This window comes from Nonomuraea sp. NPDC049486, from assembly GCF_040676925.1.
GTDB lineage: Bacteria > Actinomycetota > Actinomycetes > Streptosporangiales > Streptosporangiaceae > Nonomuraea > Nonomuraea ferruginea.
Genome location: NZ_JBFAPV010000012.1, coordinates 79,340 through 98,596, shown reverse-complemented (window position 1 = coordinate 98,596; position 19,257 = coordinate 79,340). Strand labels below are relative to the sequence as shown.

The 19,257-nt window shown below is 71.7% G+C and carries 19 protein-coding genes; 9 read left to right on the top strand and 10 right to left on the bottom strand.

From position 1 onward, the window contains the following. Positions 1-308: 308 nt before the first annotated feature. Genes AB0K05_RS31085 through AB0K05_RS31075 form a run of 3 tightly spaced genes read right to left on the bottom strand, consistent with a single transcriptional unit; the run spans position 309 to position 2,340 of the window. A complete protein-coding gene (locus tag AB0K05_RS31085) occupies positions 309-1,037 on the bottom strand; it encodes a tyrosine-protein phosphatase (protein ID WP_364233842.1) in 729 nt (242 codons plus the stop codon). 10 nt (positions 1,038-1,047) lie between these two features. Beyond that, the gene (locus AB0K05_RS31080) at positions 1,048-1,836 is read right to left on the bottom strand and encodes an SURF1 family protein (RefSeq protein ID WP_148036007.1); all 789 of its coding nucleotides are present in this window, start codon (positions 1,834-1,836) and stop codon (positions 1,048-1,050) included. A gap of 42 nt (positions 1,837-1,878) precedes the next feature. After that, a complete protein-coding gene (locus AB0K05_RS31075; RefSeq protein ID WP_364233838.1) occupies positions 1,879-2,340 on the bottom strand; it encodes a helix-turn-helix domain-containing protein in 462 nt (153 codons plus the stop codon). Between the two features lie 60 nt (positions 2,341-2,400). Between AB0K05_RS31075 and AB0K05_RS31070 the strand changes: the two genes are divergently transcribed. Both AB0K05_RS31070 and AB0K05_RS31065 read left to right on the top strand, forming a co-directional pair. After that, a complete protein-coding gene (locus AB0K05_RS31070) occupies positions 2,401-2,937 on the top strand; it encodes a GNAT family N-acetyltransferase (RefSeq protein ID WP_148036009.1) in 537 nt (178 codons plus the stop codon). Further along, complete coding sequence (locus AB0K05_RS31065; protein ID WP_271277308.1) at positions 2,934-3,533, top strand: TetR/AcrR family transcriptional regulator; 600 nt, start codon at positions 2,934-2,936, stop codon at positions 3,531-3,533. Before AB0K05_RS31070 ends, AB0K05_RS31065 begins: the two co-directional genes overlap by 4 nt. Before the next feature lie 3 nt (positions 3,534-3,536). On the opposite strand, the gene AB0K05_RS31060 is transcribed toward AB0K05_RS31065, so the two are convergent. Further along, complete coding sequence (locus AB0K05_RS31060) at positions 3,537-3,839, bottom strand: hypothetical protein (RefSeq protein ID WP_261808992.1); 303 nt, start codon at positions 3,837-3,839, stop codon at positions 3,537-3,539. A gap of 154 nt (positions 3,840-3,993) precedes the next feature. On the opposite strand from AB0K05_RS31060, the gene AB0K05_RS31055 reads away from it, so the two are divergent. Next, positions 3,994-5,391, top strand: coding sequence for a class I SAM-dependent methyltransferase (locus AB0K05_RS31055; protein WP_219549862.1), 1,398 nt, complete (start codon positions 3,994-3,996; stop codon positions 5,389-5,391). A gap of 300 nt (positions 5,392-5,691) precedes the next feature. Here the strand turns inward: AB0K05_RS31055 and AB0K05_RS31050 are convergent, their stop codons facing one another. Together AB0K05_RS31050 and AB0K05_RS31045 are read right to left on the bottom strand one after the other, a co-directional pair. Beyond that, positions 5,692-8,724 carry a BTAD domain-containing putative transcriptional regulator gene (locus AB0K05_RS31050; RefSeq protein WP_364233834.1) on the bottom strand — a complete coding sequence of 1,011 codons (3,033 nt, stop codon included), beginning with the start codon at positions 8,722-8,724 and terminating at the stop codon, positions 5,692-5,694. Between the two features lie 255 nt (positions 8,725-8,979). Further along, a complete protein-coding gene (locus tag AB0K05_RS31045; RefSeq protein ID WP_364233831.1) occupies positions 8,980-10,227 on the bottom strand; it encodes a pyridoxal phosphate-dependent aminotransferase in 1,248 nt (415 codons plus the stop codon). Positions 10,228-10,306: 79 nt separating this feature from the next. Here AB0K05_RS31045 and AB0K05_RS31040 point away from each other — a divergent pair, with 79 nt between their 5' ends. The 3 genes from AB0K05_RS31040 to AB0K05_RS31030 are packed head-to-tail and all read left to right on the top strand — an operon-like array spanning position 10,307 to position 12,934. Continuing rightward, on the top strand, positions 10,307-11,242 hold the full coding sequence (locus AB0K05_RS31040) for a LysR family transcriptional regulator (RefSeq protein ID WP_364233828.1): 936 nt from the start codon (positions 10,307-10,309) through the stop codon (positions 11,240-11,242). An 11-nt stretch (positions 11,243-11,253) separates the two neighbouring features. After that, on the top strand, positions 11,254-11,925 hold the full coding sequence (locus AB0K05_RS31035; RefSeq protein WP_364233825.1) for a ribonuclease HII: 672 nt from the start codon (positions 11,254-11,256) through the stop codon (positions 11,923-11,925). Between the two features lie 13 nt (positions 11,926-11,938). Continuing rightward, positions 11,939-12,934, top strand: a complete 996-nt coding sequence (locus AB0K05_RS31030) for an LLM class flavin-dependent oxidoreductase (RefSeq protein WP_364233823.1) — start codon at positions 11,939-11,941, stop codon at positions 12,932-12,934. Between the two features lie 28 nt (positions 12,935-12,962). Here AB0K05_RS31030 and AB0K05_RS31025 read toward each other — a convergent pair whose 3' ends face one another. Together AB0K05_RS31025 and AB0K05_RS31020 are read right to left on the bottom strand one after the other, a co-directional pair. Further along, positions 12,963-13,349 (bottom strand): SCO5389 family protein, encoded by a 387-nt coding sequence (locus AB0K05_RS31025; RefSeq protein ID WP_148036017.1) that lies wholly within the window; start codon positions 13,347-13,349, stop codon positions 12,963-12,965. Positions 13,350-13,437: 88 nt separating this feature from the next. Continuing rightward, a complete protein-coding gene (locus AB0K05_RS31020) occupies positions 13,438-14,367 on the bottom strand; it encodes an ATP-binding protein (RefSeq protein ID WP_364233820.1) in 930 nt (309 codons plus the stop codon). 323 nt (positions 14,368-14,690) lie between these two features. On the opposite strand from AB0K05_RS31020, the gene AB0K05_RS31015 reads away from it, so the two are divergent. Continuing rightward, positions 14,691-15,152 carry an ATP-binding protein gene (locus AB0K05_RS31015; protein WP_364233817.1) on the top strand — a complete coding sequence of 154 codons (462 nt, stop codon included), beginning with the start codon at positions 14,691-14,693 and terminating at the stop codon, positions 15,150-15,152. Positions 15,153-15,155: 3 nt separating this feature from the next. Here AB0K05_RS31015 and AB0K05_RS31010 read toward each other — a convergent pair whose 3' ends face one another. Beyond that, positions 15,156-16,406 (bottom strand): LCP family protein, encoded by a 1,251-nt coding sequence (locus AB0K05_RS31010; protein WP_271277301.1) that lies wholly within the window; start codon positions 16,404-16,406, stop codon positions 15,156-15,158. Between the two features lie 275 nt (positions 16,407-16,681). On the opposite strand from AB0K05_RS31010, the gene AB0K05_RS31005 reads away from it, so the two are divergent. Together AB0K05_RS31005 and AB0K05_RS31000 are read left to right on the top strand one after the other, a co-directional pair. Further along, a complete protein-coding gene (locus AB0K05_RS31005) occupies positions 16,682-17,362 on the top strand; it encodes a class I SAM-dependent methyltransferase (RefSeq protein ID WP_364233814.1) in 681 nt (226 codons plus the stop codon). A 30-nt stretch (positions 17,363-17,392) separates the two neighbouring features. Next, complete coding sequence (locus AB0K05_RS31000) at positions 17,393-18,835, top strand: MFS transporter (protein ID WP_219549880.1); 1,443 nt, start codon at positions 17,393-17,395, stop codon at positions 18,833-18,835. Here the strand turns inward: AB0K05_RS31000 and AB0K05_RS30995 are convergent, their stop codons facing one another. Then, positions 18,836-19,237: a RidA family protein gene (locus AB0K05_RS30995; RefSeq protein WP_219549882.1), complete on the bottom strand. Its 402-nt coding sequence runs from the start codon at positions 19,235-19,237 to the stop codon at positions 18,836-18,838. Positions 19,238-19,257 lie beyond the last annotated feature (20 nt).

The following is a 19,257-nucleotide window of genomic DNA, read 5'->3' as shown; positions in this document are numbered from 1 at the left end:
ATAACGTGGAACAAGCTGCGAGGTCTCTAATTGCGATCTGCTGTGCTCATGGCGATCCTGCGGATCGCGGCTCGTCGCTCAGATCCGGTGCCTTCCCTCGTCGCTCAGTCGCTGTGCTTATGGCGATCCTGCGGATCGCCGGCTCGTCGCTCAGACCCGGTGTCTTCCCTCGTCGCTCGGTCGCTGCGCTCCCTCCCTCCTCAGTCCAGACACCGGCGCTCCTCGCGGGCTCCCTCCCTCCTCAGTCCAGGCACCGGCGCTCCTCGCAAGGACTTCCCCAGGGGAAGGTCGGGCACCGGGGCTATCCGTCAGTTGGTGAGGAGGTGTTGGCGGAGTTCGGTGAGGGCGTCGGGGGTGAGGTGGAGGGTTTTCGTCGCGTATGACTCTATGGAGTTGTGGCGGGCGCGTAAGTCGGTGAGGAACAGGCGCATGGCTTCCGCCGGGGCCAGGCCGAAGCCGGGCCAGAGTGTTCCGTCCGGGTGGCGGGCCGTCCAGTCGGCGATGAAGCGGTCGGTGGCCAGGCCGGTCAGGGCGTAGTCGGTGACGATGTCGTCCTCGGCGACGCCCAGGAGGGACAGCACGATCGCCAGGAGGAGGCCGGTGCGGTCCTTGCCCGCGGCGCAGTGGACGACGACGGGCGCGCTGTCGGCGCGGCAGATCGTCTCCATGGCGGTGCGCAGGTTGGCGACCCCGTCCTCGGTCACCTCCAGGTAGCGGTCCGCCAGGTAGCGGGCGACGCCCCGGTCCTCTTCGTAGAGGGCGAAGTCCCAGCGGCGGCCCTCGATGGGCAGGTTGTGGTAGGCCAGCCCGTGCTCCTCGGGGACCCGGCCGTACTTCTCCGCCTCGAAGGGGTTGCGCAGGTCGATGACGGTGCGCACGCGCAGCGCCCGGAACGTGTCGAGGTCCTCGCCGGCCAGCCAGCCGAGGGAGTCGGCGCGGTAGAGGCGCTGCCAGCGGACGGACCGGCCGTCGGCGGTGGCATATCCGCCAACGTCACGAAAATTGTGGATGTTGGCGAATTTGATGTGCCGGATCACGTCCAACACCTTAATCGGCGCGGACTTCCTCCGGCTCGGGTACGGACTCCTGCGCCTTCCTGTCGGCCACCTCGCGCCTGATGAGCAGCACCCAGCCGCCGATCGCGATGCCGATGAAGAGCCACCACTGCACGCCGTAGGCGAGGTTGAGCCCGCCGCCCGCGCCCACGTCGGGCTCGGTCACCGGCTCGGGGGCGGCGGCGCCCGCAGGCTCCTGCCCGGTCAGCTCGACGTACCCGTCGAGCAGGGGATACGGCAGGGACCGGCCGATCGAGGCCGGGTTGATGAGCAGCACCTGCCGGGGCGGCAGCCCGGACCGCTCCCTGATGCCGCTGCCGGCCTCGGTCTCGCTCGGGCGTAGCCTCCCGGTGACAGTTACCTCACCCGTGGGCGGCGGCGGCACCGCGGGATACTCGTCGGCGGTGGCGCCCGCCTTGACCCAGCCCCGGTTGACCAGAACGGCGTGGCCGCCGCCGATGGACAGGGGAGTGAGCACGTAGTAGCCCGGCCGCCCGCCCTGCGGCCTCCTGCGTACGACGAGCTCCTGCTGGGGGTCGTACGTGCCGGTGACCGTGACGTTCTTGAACCGGTCGGACTCCTTGGCCGGCCGGCCCGGCTGGACGAGGGTCTCCAGGGGCACCGGGGCGCTCTCGATGTTGCGGGTGACCAGGTCGCTGTTGGCCGAGCGTTCCTCGAAGCGCCCGAACTGCCACTGCCCCAGCAGCACGAAGGCGGGGATCACGAGCAGCACGACGACGTGGAGCGCGATCCACCGGGGTGTGAGCAGGAACCGGTACACGCTTCAAGGGTAGGCACCGGGGCGGGTGGTCCCGCACGCGGCTCAGGCGGTCTTCCGCGCAGCTCCCGGCAGCGGGGTGACCTCGCTCGGGCCGGCCACCTCGTGGCCTTCGGCGCACCGGAAGTGCTGCTCGACGAGGGCGCCGCAGTCGCGGTGGGAGAGCAGCACGGGCGGCCCCTCCTCGCCCGTGAGGTACTTGTCGCCCCAGTGCATGAGCGCGACCAGCAGCGGATAGAGGTCGCGCCCCTTCTCGGTCAGCCGGTACTCGTCGCGTTGCCGCTGGCCCGGCTCGCGGTAGGGGACCTTGCGCAGCAGCCCTTCGTCGACCAGGCGCGTCAGCCGGGCGCTGAGCACCTGGCGCGGCGCGCCGGTGTTGGACTGCATGTCGGCGAACCGTCTCACGCCGCTGAACGCCTCACGCAGCACGAGGAAGGTCCATTTCTCCCCGACGACGTCCAGGGTGCTCTCGATCGAGCAGTTGTTCACCCGGAAAGGCACGTTCATGCCGCACATTCTACCTGAGTTCAATTGACAGACTCAGGTGTGCTGAAGCAAGCTGAGTTCATGTCTGGAACTCAGGGGGAACCTCCGTGCGGCGTGCTGATCCGTCCGGCCGTGAGCGACGACGCCGAGCGCGTCCGGCGCTTCCTGACGGGCCTTTCCCTGCACACGCAGACCCTGCGCTTCTTCGCCGGCGTCAGCCGTCCGGCGGCGAGTCTGGTGCGCGCGCTCATCGAGGTGAACGAGACCAGGGACGCGCTCGTCGCCGTGCTGGAGGGAGAGGTCGTCGGCCACGCCATGAGCTACCGGGGCGGCCAGACCGACGTGGAGATCGCGGTGGTGGTGGCCGACCAGTGGCAGGGGTTCGGGCTCGGCCCCGCCCTGATCGACACGCTGCTGGCCAGGGCGACCGTGCGCGGGGCCAGCACCGTCGGCATGGACGTGCTCGGTGACAACCGCAAGGTGCTGGGCATGATCCGCAGGATCTGGCCGGGCGCGCAGATGAAAGTATCCGCCGGATCGGTGGAGGTGACCGCTATGATCCGAGAGGCCCAGATATTTGCGGAACAAGGTTCTGGTGGCTCACCATTGACAGTGTGAAGAGTGCCAAGAACGGACGCGACGGCCGGACCCGGATCATCGAGGGGGCCCTCCGCCGATTCAGCCAGGATGGGGTGTCGGCCACCACCCTGGCCAGCCTCCGTGACGAGAGTGGTGTGAGCGTAGGCAGCTTCTACCACCACTTCGCGAGCAAGGAGCACGTCTTCGGCGTGCTCTACGCCGAGACGCTCCGGGCCTACCAGCAGGAGTTCGTCGCCGAGCTGAGGCGCCACGACGACGCCCGCGACGGTGTGGAGGCCGTGGTCGCCTTCCACATGCGCTGGTCGGGCGAGCACCCCGAGCGGGCGAGGCTGCTCGTCAGCGAGCGCCCGCCGCGCAAGCAGGAGCCGGGCGGCGCCGAGGTGGCCGAGGCCCGGCGCGAGTTCTTCCGCCAGGTGTCCGACTGGTGGCGGCCGCACATGAGGAACGGCATGCTCCAGCCCGTCTCCCCGACCATGTGCTACGTGCTGTGGCTCGGGCCGGCGCAGGAGATCTGCCGGCTGTGGTTCGCCGGCGCGCACACCCCGACCGACGAAGAGGTCAAGGGCCTGGCCGAGGCCGCCTGGCACAGCCTGCGCCAGCGCGACGAGGACTAGCGGTCAGGCGGGCTGCCGCACCCGCGTCCGCACCCTCCAGCTCGCCGCGTCGAGCGAGATGTCCAACCGCAGCTCTCCCCGCTGCCGGCGCAGCCCCGGCACGCGCACGCGGTCCTGGACGTCGAAGCGCCCGCCGCGCGAGTAGCCGAACCCGAGCTCGCCGGGCAGCACCCGGAGGTCGTCGCGGTTGCCGCAGTGCGGGCACGTCCACGACACCAGGTCCAGGCCGCGGTTGTAGTCGGAGCAGGCGGCGAAGTAGTCGTCGGGCACGAAACGCGCCTCGCAGGCCAGACAGGGGATGAGCACGGGATCCGCTCCTCTTCGAACGGCGGGGGAGAGCATCCAAGAGATACCCCGCCACACTTGTGCCTCGCTTGGAGAATGCTGCGGTATCTCGTAACAGTATGATCACTGACAGTATCGGATCATGCGTGTTGGTTCACGGTGAAAGGATGGTGTCGTGGAACGACTGCGCGATCATCTCCTGGAGACCGGTTACACAGTGGACGGCGTGCGCGACCGGCTGGGCGACGTCGCGGCCTCCGCGCTCGCCCGCGAAGAGCTGGTCCCGGCCCTGCGCGCCACCGCCGACGGCGACCCGCTCGGCGCGCTGATCCGGCTCTGGTGGCTCGGCGTTCCCGTCGAGGCCGCGAGCCTGCCGGCGGTGGTCCTGGAGTCCGGGCTGGTCAGCGCCGACGGCGACACGGTCCGCGCCGACGTGCACCTGCAGCCCTGGGAGAGCGACGGCTACGTGGTCTCCGACCGCAAGGTGCGCCCCGGCGACCCGGCGCTCCGCCCCGACCATGTGGTCGGCGCGGGCGGCGCGTCCGCCAACCTCGCCCAGCTCGTCACCCGCCGCCCCGCCGACCGGGCGCTCGACCTCGGCACCGGCTGCGGCGTGCAGGTGGTGTCGCTCGACGGCCGGGCCTCTCACGTGACGGCGACCGACGTCAACCCGCGGGCGATCGAGCTGGCCCGGCTGAGCTGGCGGCTCTCGGGCGTGTCCGGCGTGGACGCCCGCGTCGGCTCGCTGTTCGAGCCGGTCGCGGACGAGCACTACGACCTGATCGTGGCCAACCCGCCGTTCGTGATCTCTCCGGGCGGCACGCTGACCTACCGCGAGACCGGCGCCGGCGGCGACGCGTTCTGCCGCGATCTCGTACGGGAGACGCCGCGCCATCTCAGCCCCGGCGGCCAGGCCCACTTCCTGGCCAGCTGGCTGCACGTGGAGGGGGAAGACTGGCGCGAGCGGGTGGGCGGCTGGCTGCGCGAGGGCGGCTGCGACGCCTGGGTGGTGCAGCGCGACGTGCAGGACCCGGCCGAGTACGTCGAGCTGTGGCTGCGCGACGCCGCCGAGCAGGGCACCCCCGGTTACACCGAGCGCTACGACCGGTGGCTGGCCTGGTTCGAGGAGCACAAGGTCGAGGCGGTCGGCTTCGGCTGGATCAGCATGCGCAACTCCGGCACCCTCGACCCGGTGGTCCGCGTCGAGCAGCTCACCCACCAGGTGGCGCTGCCGGTCGGCGACTACGTGGACGGCGTGCTCGACGCGATCGCGGCCGCCCACCGCGTGCGCGACCTGCCGTCGGTCCGGCTGCGCACCGCCGACGGCCTGCTGGACGAGCGCGTCGGGCTGCCCGGCGCGGAGGACCCGATGCGCATCGTGCTGCGCCAGACCACCGGGCTGCGCCGCACCCGCGAGGTCGGCACGGTCGAGGCGGCGCTGGCCGGCGTGTGCGACGGCGAGCTGGCGCTCGGGCCCCTGCTCAACGTCATCGCCGAACTGGTCGGCGACGGCGGCGCCCCGCAGACCGAGGCCATCCGCCCCCTCATCGCCGAGGGCTACTTCCTCCTCTGACCGCTTCGCCGGAGGGCTGCGATCCGGCGTTGATCGGCTGTTGACCGGCGCCGTGGAAACTTCTGACCACGACGCGGCCCTGGGGGGTTCGAGGACCGTGTCGGGTCCGGCCGGTCGCCGTTGTGAGGCGGCTAGCCGCCGCGCGGAGCATCCGGATGACCGGGCCCCCTAGCGACGCGCGGTGGTCAGGCGGCCGGCCGGGCCGCCGATCCACCTGTACGGACCACGGGGGTTCGTGACTCCCAAAGGACAGCCTTGTTTAACCATGTGTGGATGACACGTCTGGACGACGAGCTGTACTCAGGACTCGACGACCTTCCCGCCGGCCTTCCCGGCGACGGGGACGCTGTCGAGCAGGCTCCTGACGTCGCCGGCCTCGGGAGCGCCGAGCCGGGTGAAGATGGCGAGGGCCCCACGTAGGCACTCGGCGCTCCTGGCCGCGCTGCCCAGCCCTTTGAGCGCGCGGCCCAGCACCGTGAGCGACAGCGCTTCCCCGTACGGATGACCGATCTCGCGGGAGACGACCAGCGCCTGCTCGGCGTGGCGCACCGCGTCCTCGTAGCGTTCGGCGGCGATGAACGTCTCGGCCAGCCGCGAGCACACCCGCTGCTCCCACACCCGCTGCTTGCCGGCCCGGAAGAAGGCCAGGCATTCGGCGTGGTGGTGGACGGCCTCGGTCAGCCGGCCGACCCGCGACAGCACGATGCCGAGGTGGTAGCGGGCCCTGGCGGTGCCGGCGCCGCTGCCGATCTCGGTGAAGATGGCCAGGCCCTTCTCCGCCGCCGCGATGGCGTCCTCGGGCCGGCCCAGGCCGAGATGGTCGCGGGCCGAGTAGCTGAGCACCAGCGCCTCGCCCGCAGGCACGCCGTTCTCCCGGTACCAGCGCATCGCCGCCTCGAACCAGGCCAGCGCCTCGGTGTGGCGGCGCTGCCGGCCCACCACGACGGCCAGCGCGTTGAGCACCTCGCCGGTGACGATCTTCTCCCCGCGGGTCGCCGACAGCTCGTGGACCCGGGTGAACTGTTCCTCGGCCTCCGGCAGCCGGTTGCCGGCGAACAGCACCCGGCCGAGCACGTACCGGGCACGCAGCTCGCTGCCCCGGTCGCCGAGCCGGAGCGCGGTGGCCAGCACGGCGCGGGTGCCGTGGTCGAACTCGCGGGTGTGGGTGCCGGACTCCAGCAGGGGCTCCATGGCCACCAGCAGGTCGCCGGCGGGCAGCAGCTGCTCGCCCGCGCGGGCGGAGGCGGCGGCCTGGTTGATGGTGGCGAACAGCGCGTCGCCCTCGACGATCAGCCAGGCGACGGCCTCGTCGGCGGTGCCGAACGTGCGCCCGCTGCCGACCACCACCAGGTTGTCGGAGATCATGCTGCCCTCGTAGGCCAGCCGGTGCGCCGACTGGGTCGAGGCCAGGTAGAAGCCGAGCAGGCGGCGCAGCGCGAGCGTGCGCGCCTGCTGCCGCTCGGCCCTGTCCAGCTCCCGCCGGGCGAACAGCTTGAGCAGGTCGTGGAACCGGTAGCGGCCGGGCGCGGGAGCCTCCACCAGGCTCGCGTCGACCAGCGACTCCAGCACGTCCTCCGCCTCGATCGCGGTCATCGACAGCAGCGCGGCCGCCGCCCCGATCGAGATGTCCGGCCCGTTGGGCAGCGACAGCAGCCGGAAGGCGCGCTGCTGCGTCTGGTCGAGCTGGCCGTACCCGAGCGCGAACGTGGCCTCCACGGCCAGGTTGCCGACCCGCATCTCGTCCAGCCGGCGCTGCTCGTCGGCCAGCCGGGGCACCAGCGAGGCGACCGTCCACGACGGGCGGGCGGCCAGCCTGGCCGCGACGATCCGCACCGCCAGCGGCAGGAACCCGCAGGCGGCGACCACGTCCATGGCGGCGCCGTGCTCGGCCGCCACCCGCTCGGGCCCGGCCACCGCGGCGAACAGCGACAGCGCCTCGTCGGGCTCCATCACGTCCAGGTCGACGAGCCTGGCCGAGGGCAGGTCGGCGAGCTTGGACCGGCTGGTCACGATCGCCGCGCAGCCCGGTGAACCCGGCAGCAGCGGGCTGACCTGGGAGGCGTCGCGGGCGTTGTCGAGCAGCACGAGGATGCGCCGGTCGGCCAGGATCGACCGGTAGAGCGCCGACCGGTCGGCCGGGCTCTCGGGGATCACGTCGGCCGGGATGCCCAGCGCGCGCAGGAACGAGCCCAGAACCGACGTGGGGTCGGCCGCCTCGTCGGTGTAGCCGCGCAGGTCGGCGTAGAGCTGGCCGCCGGGGAACAGATCGCCGGTGGCGTGCGCCACGTGCACCGCCAGCGTGGTCTTGCCCACCCCGCCTATCCCGCAGATCGCCACGACCGGCACGCCCTCGGCCGACGACTGGGCCGACAGCAGCGAGCGCAGCCGCCCGGCGATCTCCTTGCGCCCGGTGAAGTCGTTGACGGCGGCCGGGAGCTGGGCGGGCCTGGGAAGTTCGGGCGCCGGCTCCTCGCCGGGCTCGGGCGCGTCCTGCCCGGCCTCGGCGGCGGCCCCGTGGGCGGGCGCGTGGGCGGGCGCGGCCGGGGCGGCCAGGGTCGGGTCGGCGGCCAGGATGCGCTGGTGCAGGGCGGTCAGCTCCGGCCCCGGCTCGACGCCCAGCTCGTCGATCAGCGCCTCGCGCGTCTCGGTGAACACGTTGAGCGCGTCGCCCTGCCGTCCGCACCGGTAGTAGGCCAGCATCAGCTGGGCGCGCAGCCGCTCGCGCAGCGGGTGGTCGGCGGTGAGCGCGATCAGCTCGGCCACCACCGCCGCGTGGTCGCCCAGCTCCAGGTCCACGTCCATGAGCGCCTCGACCACGCCGAGCCGCCGCTCGACGAGGCGGTCGCGCTGGTGCTCGGCGTACGGGCCGACGGCTCCGGCCAGCGGCTCGCCCTCGAACAGCGCGAGCGCGGCCCGCATCTTCTCGGCGGCCTCGCGCGGGCGGCCGCTCTTGCGGGCGGACTCGGCCGCCGCGATGCCGCGCTCGAACCTGGTCAGGTCCAGGGCGTCGGCCGCCAGCCGCAGCGCGTAGCCCTTGCCGACGGAGGTCAGCAGCTCCGGGCGCGAGCGGGCGGGCCGGTCGGGTTCCAGCACCGTACGCAGCCGGGAGACGTAGGTGCGCAGCGCGCCCAGCGCGCGCGGCGGTGATTCCTCGCCCCAGATGGCGTCGATCATCTCGGTGGGGGTGACCGCCCGCCCTTCCTTGAGCAGCAGCATGCCGAGGATGGAGCGCTGCAGCGGGGTGCCGAGGTCGAGCTCCTGCCCGTGGCGCCAGGCACGGACGGGACCCAGCACGGCGAACCGCAGCCCGCCCTCGACTCCCTGACCAGCCATGCCGCCTGTCCCCACAGCAATGGAACGAATTGGTACCAAATGATAGATCCAACCTCAGCCGGCACCTAGAAAGGAACCCATTCCTTCATTCTCGTGTTGATCCGGCTTTGATTCCCCGTTGAGCCTCACGGGCGACCCTTCAGACAAGGACGGTGTGGCCCGCGGGGGCGGCCGCATCGGGAGCGCATATCTGCCGAGACGTCGGAGGCCCCGCCCTGGGGGGACAGGGCGGGGCCTCCGCATGTCTGAAGGGGGTCAGGAGACCAGGGCGGGGCGCGTCAGCGACAGCTCCGCCAGGCCCAGGGCCAGATGGTCCAGGCTGGCCTTGATCCACGGCAGCCGGAGCGGGTCGGAGCTCTCCAGCGCGGCCATGCGCTCCTCGTGCGTCTCCCCGTACATGAGGCTGACCGCGACGCGGACCCGCGCGGCGGCCGGGTCGTCGCCGAACGCGTGGCCGGGCAGCACGCCGATGCCGTGCGTGTCGAGCAGGAGCCGGGTGATCTCCGCCGAGCCGCCGAGGCCCAGGTGGCCCAGGTCGGGGTAGAGGTAGAAACCGCCCTGCGGGGCCGGCACGGACGCGCCGATCGCCAGGAACCGGTCGCGGACGGCGTGCGCCACGGTGCCGTGCAGGCGCCCGCTGCGCGTGATGCGCTCGGTCAGCTCGGGCGGATCGGTGAAGGCGTAGACGGCCGCCTCCTGCACCGGCGCGGCCGGCGCGGACCAGATCTCGCTGGCCACGGCGAGCAACCGTCCGCGCAGGTCGTCGGCGCCGTCGGGGAGCCTGGCCACGCCGATCCGCCAGCCGCCCAGCGCCAGGCTCTTGCTGAGCCCGGTGGTGATCAGGGTGCGCTCGGGCGCGAGGTCGGCGGGCGAGGTGTACTCCTGGCCGGGATCGTGCAGCAGGTCGCGGTAGATCTCGTCGGAGATGACGTAGAGGTCCAGCTCGCGGGCGACCTCCACCAGCCGGCTGATGGTCCGCCTCGGCGCGAGCATCCCCGTCGGGTTGTCCGGCAGCGTCACCAGCACGGAGCGTACGGTCCTGCCCCGCGCGCGGGCGCCGCGCACGGCCTCGGCCACCAGGTCGGGATCCGGCACGCCCCCCTCGCCCGGCGGCGGGGGCAGCAGGATCGGGCTGGAGCCGACCAGATCGGCCTGCGCCGCGTAGCTGACCCAGCTGGGCATGGTCAGGACGACGTCACCGCCGATCGCCAGCAGCAGCCCGTACAGCAGCGACTTGCTGCCGGGCCCGCAGACGACCTGCTCGGGGTCGGTGATGAGCCCCCGTCGAGTCCAGTAGCCCGCTGCCGCGCCGCGGAGTCCGGCCGCCCCCGCGACCGGCCCGTAGCCGTTGCGATGGGATGCGGCGGCCAGCTGCTCGCGCAGCGCCGGGTGGACGGGCAGACCGGCCTCGCCGAAGGCCAGGTTCAGCACGCGTTCCCCGGCGCGTCGTCTTCGCTCGATGTCCTCGTTCGCCGCCAGGGTGGCAGACAGAGTCACAGCCATGTTTGTCACGTTCCCAGGGTGGTTGGATGAAGGCATCAGTACAAGCGAGGCTTGTTGTGGGTAGGCATAAGGAAGTCTGATGCTTGATCTGCGGCGTTTGATGTTGATCTGCGAGTTCGCCCGCCGGGGCAGCATCGCCGGGACCGCCGAATCCCTCGGCTACAGTCCCTCCGCGGTCTCCCAGCAGCTGGCGGCGCTGGAACGCGAGGCGGGCACCGCCCTCATCGACCGGACGGCCAGAAGCGCTGAACTCACCGACGCCGGACGGCGGCTCGTGGCCCACGCGGAACGCATCCTTTCCATGGTCGAAGAGGCGGAATCAGACCTGTCGGCCCACGCGGGGAGTCCCGCCGGGCGCGTCGTGGTCACTGCCTTCCCCACAGCGGCGGTGGCATTCGCCCCGGCGCTCGCCCGCTCCCTCCGCCGCCACACCGAACTCACGCTCCGCCTGCGGCAGAGCCGGTCCGGAAGGGGAATGCGCGAGGTGCAATCGGGTGAGGTGGACATCGCCCTGGTCGACGACTGGTACGGGCGAGCCGCCGACAGCGACAACCTGCGCGTCTTCCCGCTGCTGTCCGACCCGCTCGTGCTCGTGGTGCCGCGCAAGCACCGGCTCGCCGACCCGGAAGTGCCGCTCGACCTGCGCGAACTGCGCGACGAGCCGTGGATGGCCACCCCCGACGGCGAGCCGTCCAGGCTGGCGATGGACCGGCTGCTGATGGACGTGGGCGGCACCAAGCCGGTCCCGTGGGAGTTCGAGGGCCTCGGCACGATCCTGTCGCTGGTGGCCAAGGGCATCGGCATCGCCGCCGTGCCCGCGCTGGCGCTGGCCGCCGGGGTGCGCGGGCTGTCGGTGCGCGACTTCCCCGGCAACCCGGTGGCCCGCGAGGTGCTCGCCGTCGCCCGCGCCTCCAGCGTGAACCGGCCCTCGGTCTCGGTCACGCTGCGCGCGATCCACGTCGCGGCCCGGCTCATCGCCGCCGACCTCGCCGCCGTACGGCTCGCGGCCCGGTAGCCTCTGGGGCCATGCCGCCCTCGTACGACATCGAGCACCTGCTGCTGTCCCAGCCGAGCATCCGCACGGTCGCGGGCGTGGACGAGGTGGGCCGGGGCGCCTGGGCGGGCCCGGTCACCGTCTGCGCCGTGGTCGCGGGCGACGGGGAGCCGCCGGCCGCGCTGACCGACTCCAAGCGGCTCACCGCGGCCAGGCGCGAGGCGGTGGCGGCCGAGCTGGAGCCGTGGGCCGCGGGCGTCGGCTTCGGCGAGGCGTCCCACCTGGAGATCGACGAGCTGGGCATGACCGAGGCGCTGCGCAGGGCGGCCAGGCGGGCGCTGGAGGCGCTGCCGGTCAGGCCCGACGCGGTGATCCTCGACGGCAAGCACGACTACATCGGTCCGCCCTGGCGGGTGCGGCTGGAGGTCCGGGGCGACGCGGCCAGCGTGTCGGTGGCCGCCGCGTCGGTGCTGGCCAAGGTCCGCAGGGACGCTCACATGGCGGCGATCGGGTTCGCGGAGTACGGGTTCACGGAGAGCGCCGGCTACCCGTCGCCGCTCCACCAGGAGGCGCTGGCCCGGCTCGGGCCGACACCGCATCACCGGCTTTCCTGGTCGTACCTCGACGACCTGCCCGCGTGGCGGCACCTGAAGCGACACCGGGATCCAGCCGTGGGGGAGGGGCAGGTCAGCCTCTTCGGCTGACATCATCGGAGAGGTGCGCATCGGCATCTTCCTCATCGCGGCCGGCTTCCCCGGTCGCGAGCCAGGGCAGGTCCTGGCCGACACCGTCGATCTGATCGTGGCCGCGGAGCGGGCCGGGTTCGACGAGGCGTGGATCGCCGAACACCACTTCATGTCCTACGGCGTCTGCCCGTCGCCCACCACGCTGGCGGCGGTGGCGACCGGCAGGACCTCGCGCATCGGCCTCGGCACCGCGGTGAGCGTGCTGTCCACGCAGCACCCGATCGCGCTGGCCGAGCAGGCGGCGATGCTCCACCACCTGTCGGGCGGCCGGTTCACGCTGGGCGTCGGCAGGGGCGGGCCGTGGGTGGACCTGGAGGTGTTCGGCACCGGGCCGGCGCGGTTCGAGCGCGGCTTCCCCGAGGCGCTGGACCTGCTCACCGCCGCGCTGTCGGGCGGGCCGGTCAAGGCCGGCGGCGAGTTCTTCGCCTTCCGCGAGGTGAACCTGGTGCCCGCGGCCCGGATGCGGCCTGTCGTGGCCTGCACGTCCGGGGCGACGGCCGCGCTGGCGGCCGACCGGGGCCTGCCGATGCTGCTCGGCATGCACGTCGGGGACGCGGAGAAGGCCGCCATGGTCAGCGGCTACGCCCGGCGAGCCGAGGGGACGGGCCACGCCGGGGCGGGTCCGGGGCACGTGGCGGCGGCGGTGGCGCACGTCGCCGACAGCACGCCGGAGGCGGTCGGGGAGCTGAAGCGGGCGATGCCCGCCTGGCTGGAGCCGGGGCTCGCCGGTTACGTGCCGGTGGACGGCCGGCCGCGCCCGCCCAGGGACGTCGGCGCGTACGTGGACCTCCTCACCCGCATCCACCCGGTCGGTTCACCGGAGCTCTGCGTGGAACGGCTGACCCGCACGGCCGAGGCGACCGGCGTCGAGAGGTTCCTGCTCATGGTGGAGGGCGCGGGAGACAAGGATCGGGTGGTGGAGAACGTCCGGCGGCTGGGCGCGGAGGTGCTGCCGCGCCTCCGGTAGGCGGGTCGCCCACCGGAGGCGCGCGGAGCTAGCAGTCGACGAGCTCCGGCTTCTGGTTGAGGATCTGCGCGCGGGGCGTGACGAACTCGCGCAGCGCCTCGCCGGCGGACGGCGCGAACACGGCCACCCGGTGGCAGTTCTGGAAGGCGAGGCGAACGCCGAAGTGACGCTCCAGGGCACCGCGCATGGCATCGCTGGCCAGGCAGCGCAGGAGCTCCCCGCGCGCCTGCTCGTCCGGTGGCGGCACCTGGTTGTCGGCGAACTCGGCTCCGGTCTTGTCTCGCTGCTCGACCAGCTCGCTGATCACCGACCAGGCGTAGGGCAGGGAGTCGCGCACGCAGGCCACGAAGGCCGCGTCGTCGACGTCGCCCGCACGGGCCCGGTCGAGCAGATCGTTCGGAACGGTCAGCGACATGCTGTCTCCTTTCAGAAGAACATCGCCTTTTGACGCTAGGTGAGCATCTGGAAACGCTCCAGATGGCTGGAGGGGGACAGTCGTGTGGTCAGGGCCCGTAGACGAAGCCGGGGTCGATCTGACCGGTGAGGTCGACGCCGGTCTTGGCGTTGGCCCACGCTCTGGCGTTGCGCAGGTGGAACTCGGCCGCCTGCCTGCCGAACCGCGCCCAGTCCTTCTCCTGCTCGTCGAGGTGCTTGAGCAGCACGGCGAGCGCGTCGGAGTTGGCCGGCTCCAGGTCGTCGAGGGCGAACGGGCGGCCCTGCTCCATCGCGCGCACGGCCCCGGAGTGTTCCATCCAGGTGAGCAGGCCGGAGCCGACGTGCTCGCGCAGGAAGTCGACGTCGGACGGGCCGTGCACCTTGTTGCCGACGACGGCCAGCGCCACGCCGTAGTCGGCGGCGTAGTCGCGGTACTGCCGGTAGACGCCCACGCCCTGGCGGGTCGGCTCGGCGACCAGGAAGGTCAGGTCGAAGCGGGTGAACAGGCCGGAGGCGAACGAGTCGGAACCGGCCGTCATGTCGACCACCACGTACTCGCCCGGACCGTCGACCAGGTGGTTGAGCAGCAGCTCCACCGCGCCGACCTTGGAGTGGTAGCAGGCGACGCCCAGGTCGTCCTCCTCGAACGGGCCGGTGGCCATGAGCCTGATGCCCTCGGAGGTGGTGACCGCGTGCTCGTAGGCGGCGAGCTCGTGGAAGCGCAGGAGCCGGGAGCCGTGGCCGGGCGGGGTGGTCTTGACCATGGCGTCGGCCGACGGGATGCGCGGGTTGTCGCCGCGCAGCAGATCCTTGATCTCGCCGAGGTGGGCGCCCAGCGGCTCGGGCGGCCGGTCGAGGCCCAGCACCAGCGCCAGGTGCTGGTTGATGTCGGCGTCGACGGCGACCACCGGGGCTCCCCGGCTCGCCACGTGTCTCGCGAACAGCGCCGACAGCGTGGTCTTGCCACTGCCGCCCTTGCCGACGAAGGCCACTCTCACGGTTTGTCCCTCCTGATCACGATTATGAAAACCGTTTCCACTGTCGCGTCATCATCATGCCACAGGAGCCGGTGCCGGGAGTGGCGATCGAGCGTCATGTCGGGCCGGTGACATGCGGAAAGAGTGTCGATATGACCGCGATATGGCGTAATGCTCGGAAAAGCCGGTGTAGACGGTGTAACTTCCGCTGTGGTCCGGATGCCGGGGGGATCCCGGTGTGAGCGCGCCCGCACGCGCAAGAGGCCAGGTCAGGATCGCTCGATGTATGCGTCCACGAGGAGCGGGCAGCAAGCAGCCGGGCCGAATCATGCCGGGAGTTGAGCATGGGCGAGGAGACAGCGCTGAGCTGCCCCATCACCGCTGACCTTGGCCTGCTTCGTGAGCACGTGCGCGCCTTCGCCAGCGCGGAAGGGCTGTCCGGCTCGCGGCTGGACGACCTGGTGATCGCCGTCAACGAGGCGGCCGACAACGTGCTCGAACACGGCGGCGGGTCCGGCAGGCTGGACGCCTGGGCCGACGACCGGGGCATCTGGATCGACGTGGCCGACTCGGCGGGCACGCTGACGGCCGGCGACCTCTACCGGCAGGGCGCCGACCCGCCTCCGGCGGCGTCGCGCGGCTACGGTCTCTGGATCATCCGCAGGCTCTGCGACGAGGTCGTCGTCGAACGGTCCGGCGACCGCTCCCTGCTGCGCATGCACGTCGCCTACCCCGTGCCGCGCGCGGCCGCGGGCGAGACGAAGACGGCCGGCGCGGGCGCGCCGCCGGGAGCGCCCCTGGCCTGACCGTCAGCCGCAGGTCTTGTCGAGGGTCACCGGGCCCTCGGGGGACGCGGTCGGGCGGGCCGCCTGGGCGGCGGGCGCGGGCGTGCGCGCCACCGGGGAGAGCGCCTCGTTGACCTTGTGCCTGATGAACCGCCAGTCCGGGTAGGCGGTGTTGATCAGCGGGGGGACGAAGTTGAGACTCTTGATCGGGTTGTCGCGGACCTTCTGCGCCAGCTCGACCAGGGCGGGGAGCAGGTCCTGCGGGACGTCCGTGGAGATCGCCCGCTTGGTGGCCGTGGCCAGGCCGTCGAAGCTGTTGAGCAGCGTGACCGGGTCGGCCTGCCTGGCCACCGCGTTGATCAGGCACTTCTGGCGGCCCATGCGCACGTAGTCGTCGCTGTCGGTGCGGGAGCGGCCGTACCAGAGCGCCTCCTCGCCGCTCAGCCGGCGGGTGCCCGCCGGTAGCAGGCCCTCGCGGTACTTGCCGTACACGATCGGCTCCTCGACGGTGATCCGCACACCGCCCACGGCGTCGATCATCTCGGCGAAGCCCTTCATGTCGACCATGGCGTAGTAGCGGACCGGGATGCCGAGCACGCCGCCGACCGTCTCCTTCAGCAGGGCCGGGCCGCGCTGCCCGTCGGGCACGCCCGGCACGACCTCCGGATGGTTCTCGGCGTACTGGAAGACCTCGTTGAGCAGGCCGGGGGAGTCCAGGCCGTCGCCGGTGAAGCCGTAGGGGAACCTGGCGCGGGCGGGGCCCGCGGGCATCGGCACCTCCTCCAGGTTGCGCGGCAGGCCGAGCAGCGTGGTCGCGCCGGTCGCGGTGTCCACGCTGGCCACGGTCATGCTGTCGGTGCGCACCCCGGGCCGGTTCGGCGCCGAGTCGGCACCGATGAGCAGGAAGTTCACCCGCTGCGTGCCACTCCACGGGTCGTCGGCCACGACCGGGCCCATGTTGCCGGCGAACAGGTGGTGCACCAGGTCGCGCGACACGTACGCCATCCGCGCCGCGTACGCGGTCGGGGCCAGCACCAGCGCGCACAGGGAGACGGCCAGGCCGGCGGCCAGGGCGCGGCCCGGCATGCCTGACGCGGCGGGCCGTACCAGCATGTACGACCAGATGATCACGGCCGTCCAGGCGATCGCGACGGCGGCCAGGATGAGCGCCAGCCCGGTCATCCACCCCGGCTGGACGGCCAGCGACAGCAACTGGGTGCTGAACGCGGTGAGCACCGTAAGGATCGCGGCGATCAGTACGATCTGCACCGACATGAGCACGAATGCGGTGCGATGCCGCTGCGTCGCCAAATGAGCGACGCCCCACAACAGAGCGGACCCCAGGGTCAGCCCGAGGCTGGAACCGAGTCCGAAGCCGCGCTTCCTACCTCTCATGCCTGGTCAAACCCCCTGGTGTCCGCAGATCTCTCCAACGCTAATGAGCTTTGCGGCCGATTGACCTCACCTGATGACGCGAAACACCAAACATGGGGTCAAGAGATTCTTTGCGTTATAACGTCCATGTGGGTGATGGACGCGGAAAGTACGGTTTGGACGCACCCTGGGCGTTGACCGGCCTCATACTCGGGACGGTCCTGCTGGTCGCGCTGGCCGCCTTCTCGTTCGTCACCGGGATCCTCGTCACCGGTGTGGTCTTCACCAGCGGTGCCGTCTACACGCTCGCCAGCGCCGCCAGCCACCTCTACACCACCCGGCGCGGCAGGTTCGCCGTGTGGGGCGAGGAGCTGGACCGGCTCGAAGGCGGCGAGGACGTGCTGGACCTCGGCTGCGGGCGCGGCGCCGTGCTCCTGCTCGCCGCCCGGCGGCTGTCGTCAGGCCGGGCCACCGGCGTGGACCCGTGGCGCTCCACCGGCGAGCCGCTCACCAGGGCCAACGCCGAGGCCGAAGGCGTCTCGGAACGCGTCGACCTGGTCACCGCCGATTTGCACGAGTTGCCGTTCGGCGACGAGCGGTTCGACGTCGTCGTGTCCGCGCTCGCCCTGCACCGCGTCCCCGGCGCCGCCGGGCGCGAGCAGGCCCTGCGCGAGGCGTACCGGGTGCTGCGCCCCGGCGGGCTGCTGCTCGTCGCGGACGTCAGGCACGTGCCCGCGTACGAGGCCGTCCTGCGCGGGCTCGGCGCGCGCGACGTGCACAGCCGCGACCTGGGCCGGCGGTACTGGTACGGCGGGTCGTGGGCGAGGACCCGCATGGTGGAGGCGCTGAAGGTTTGAGCGCCGGTCGCCGGGTAACCCGAGGTGCTCATGAGCGATGTCGAGACCGGCACGATCACCACCAAGGTTCCGGCGCGCCTGGACCGGCTGCCCTGGTCCCGCTGGCACTGGATGATCGTCATCGGCCTCGGCACCGTCTGGATCCTCGACGGGCTCGAAGTCACCATCGTCGGCAACCTGTCCGCCCAGCTCGCCAAGCCCGGCAGCGGCCTGGACATCTCCCAGGAACAGGTCGCCGGCCTCGCCGCCGCGCTCTACGTCGCCGGAGCCTGCTCGGGTGCGCTGTTCTTCGGATGGCTGACCGACAGGTTCGGCAGGAAGAAACTGTTCATCATCACGCTGCTCGTCTACCTGGCGGCCACGCTGGCCACCGCGTTCTCGTTCAGCGTGTGGTGGTTCTTCCTGTTCCGCTTCCTGACCGGATTCGGGATCGGGGGCGAGTACGCGGCCATCAACTCCGCGATCGACGAGCTCATCCCCAGCAGGCACCGCGGCCGGATCGACATCCTCATCAACGGCAGCTACTGGCTCGGCGCCGCCGGAGGCGCGCTGCTGACCGTGCCGCTGCTGAACAACCTGCCCGTCAACATCGGCTGGCGGGTCGCCTTCGGGCTGGGCGTGGTGCTCGGGCTGGCCATCCTGCTCGTGCGCAGGCACGTACCGGAGAGCCCGCGCTGGCTCTTCATCCACGGGCGCGGCGACGAAGCGGAGAAGATCGTCCAGGGGGTTGAGCGCGAGGTCGAGAAGGAGGTCGGCGCCGCCCTGCCCGAACCCCGGCAGGCCATCACCATCCACACGCGCAAGTCGATCGGGTTCATCCGGATCGCGCACACCATGGTCGCCCTCTACCCCACGCGGACCGTCCTGGGGCTGTCGCTCTTCATCGGGCAGGCGTTCCTCTACAACGCGATCACCTTCGGGTACGCGCAGATCCTGTCGACGTTCTACGAGATCGACACGCACACCGGCTACTACTTCGCCGTCATCGCGGTCGGCAACTTCCTCGGGCCGCTGCTGCTGGGCAGGCTCTTCGACACCGTCGGCCGGGTTCCGATGATCTCGGCGACCTATGTGGGGTCGGGGGTGCTGCTGCTGGGGACCGCGTGGCTGTTCAACGAGGGGATGCTGACCGCTGTGACGCTCACGGCCTGCTGGTCGGCGGTGCTCTTCGTGGCCTCGGCGGGGGCCAGCTCGGCCTATCTGACGGTGAGCGAGATCTTCCCGATGGAGACCAGGGCGATGGCCATCGCGTTCTTCTTCGCCATCGGCACGGCGGCGGGCGGCATCGCCGGGCCGCTCATCTTCGCCAAGCTGGTGTCGAGCGGGGTGCCGGGGGACACGGCGCTGGCCTTCGCCATCGGGGCCATCCTCATGATCCTGGCGGGGATCGTGGAGATGATCTTCGGGGTGAAGGCGGAACGGCGCGGCCTCGAAGACATCGCCGCCCCGCTCTCCACCGCCTCCCCGTCTTGATCAGTTGGGCAGTGCCGCCGTGAGGTCCACCTCGACGAGCTGCCCTGAGAAGCCGAGCTGGGCGACGCCGAGGAGGGTGCTGGCGGTGGTGAAGGCCGGTGCGATCACCGAGTCGTTGAGACGCCGCCAGGCGGAGCCGAGCACGGAGCTGTCACCGCTGACCACGTAGATCACGGATCGTACGACGTGCTCAGGCCGGGCGCCGGCCGCGGCGAGGGCGGCGAGGGCGTTGGCCGCGACCTGGTCGATCTGGGCGTCCAGGTCTCCGGGGCCGACGATGGCGCCGGTCTGGTCGAGCGGGCACTGGCCCGCGAGGAACGCCGTTCGGCCGGCTTCCACGATGGTGACATGGTGGTAGCCGGGGGTCTTATGTAGTTCGTCGGGATTGATGCGCTTCATCATGATGCTTGAGTCTGGCCGGA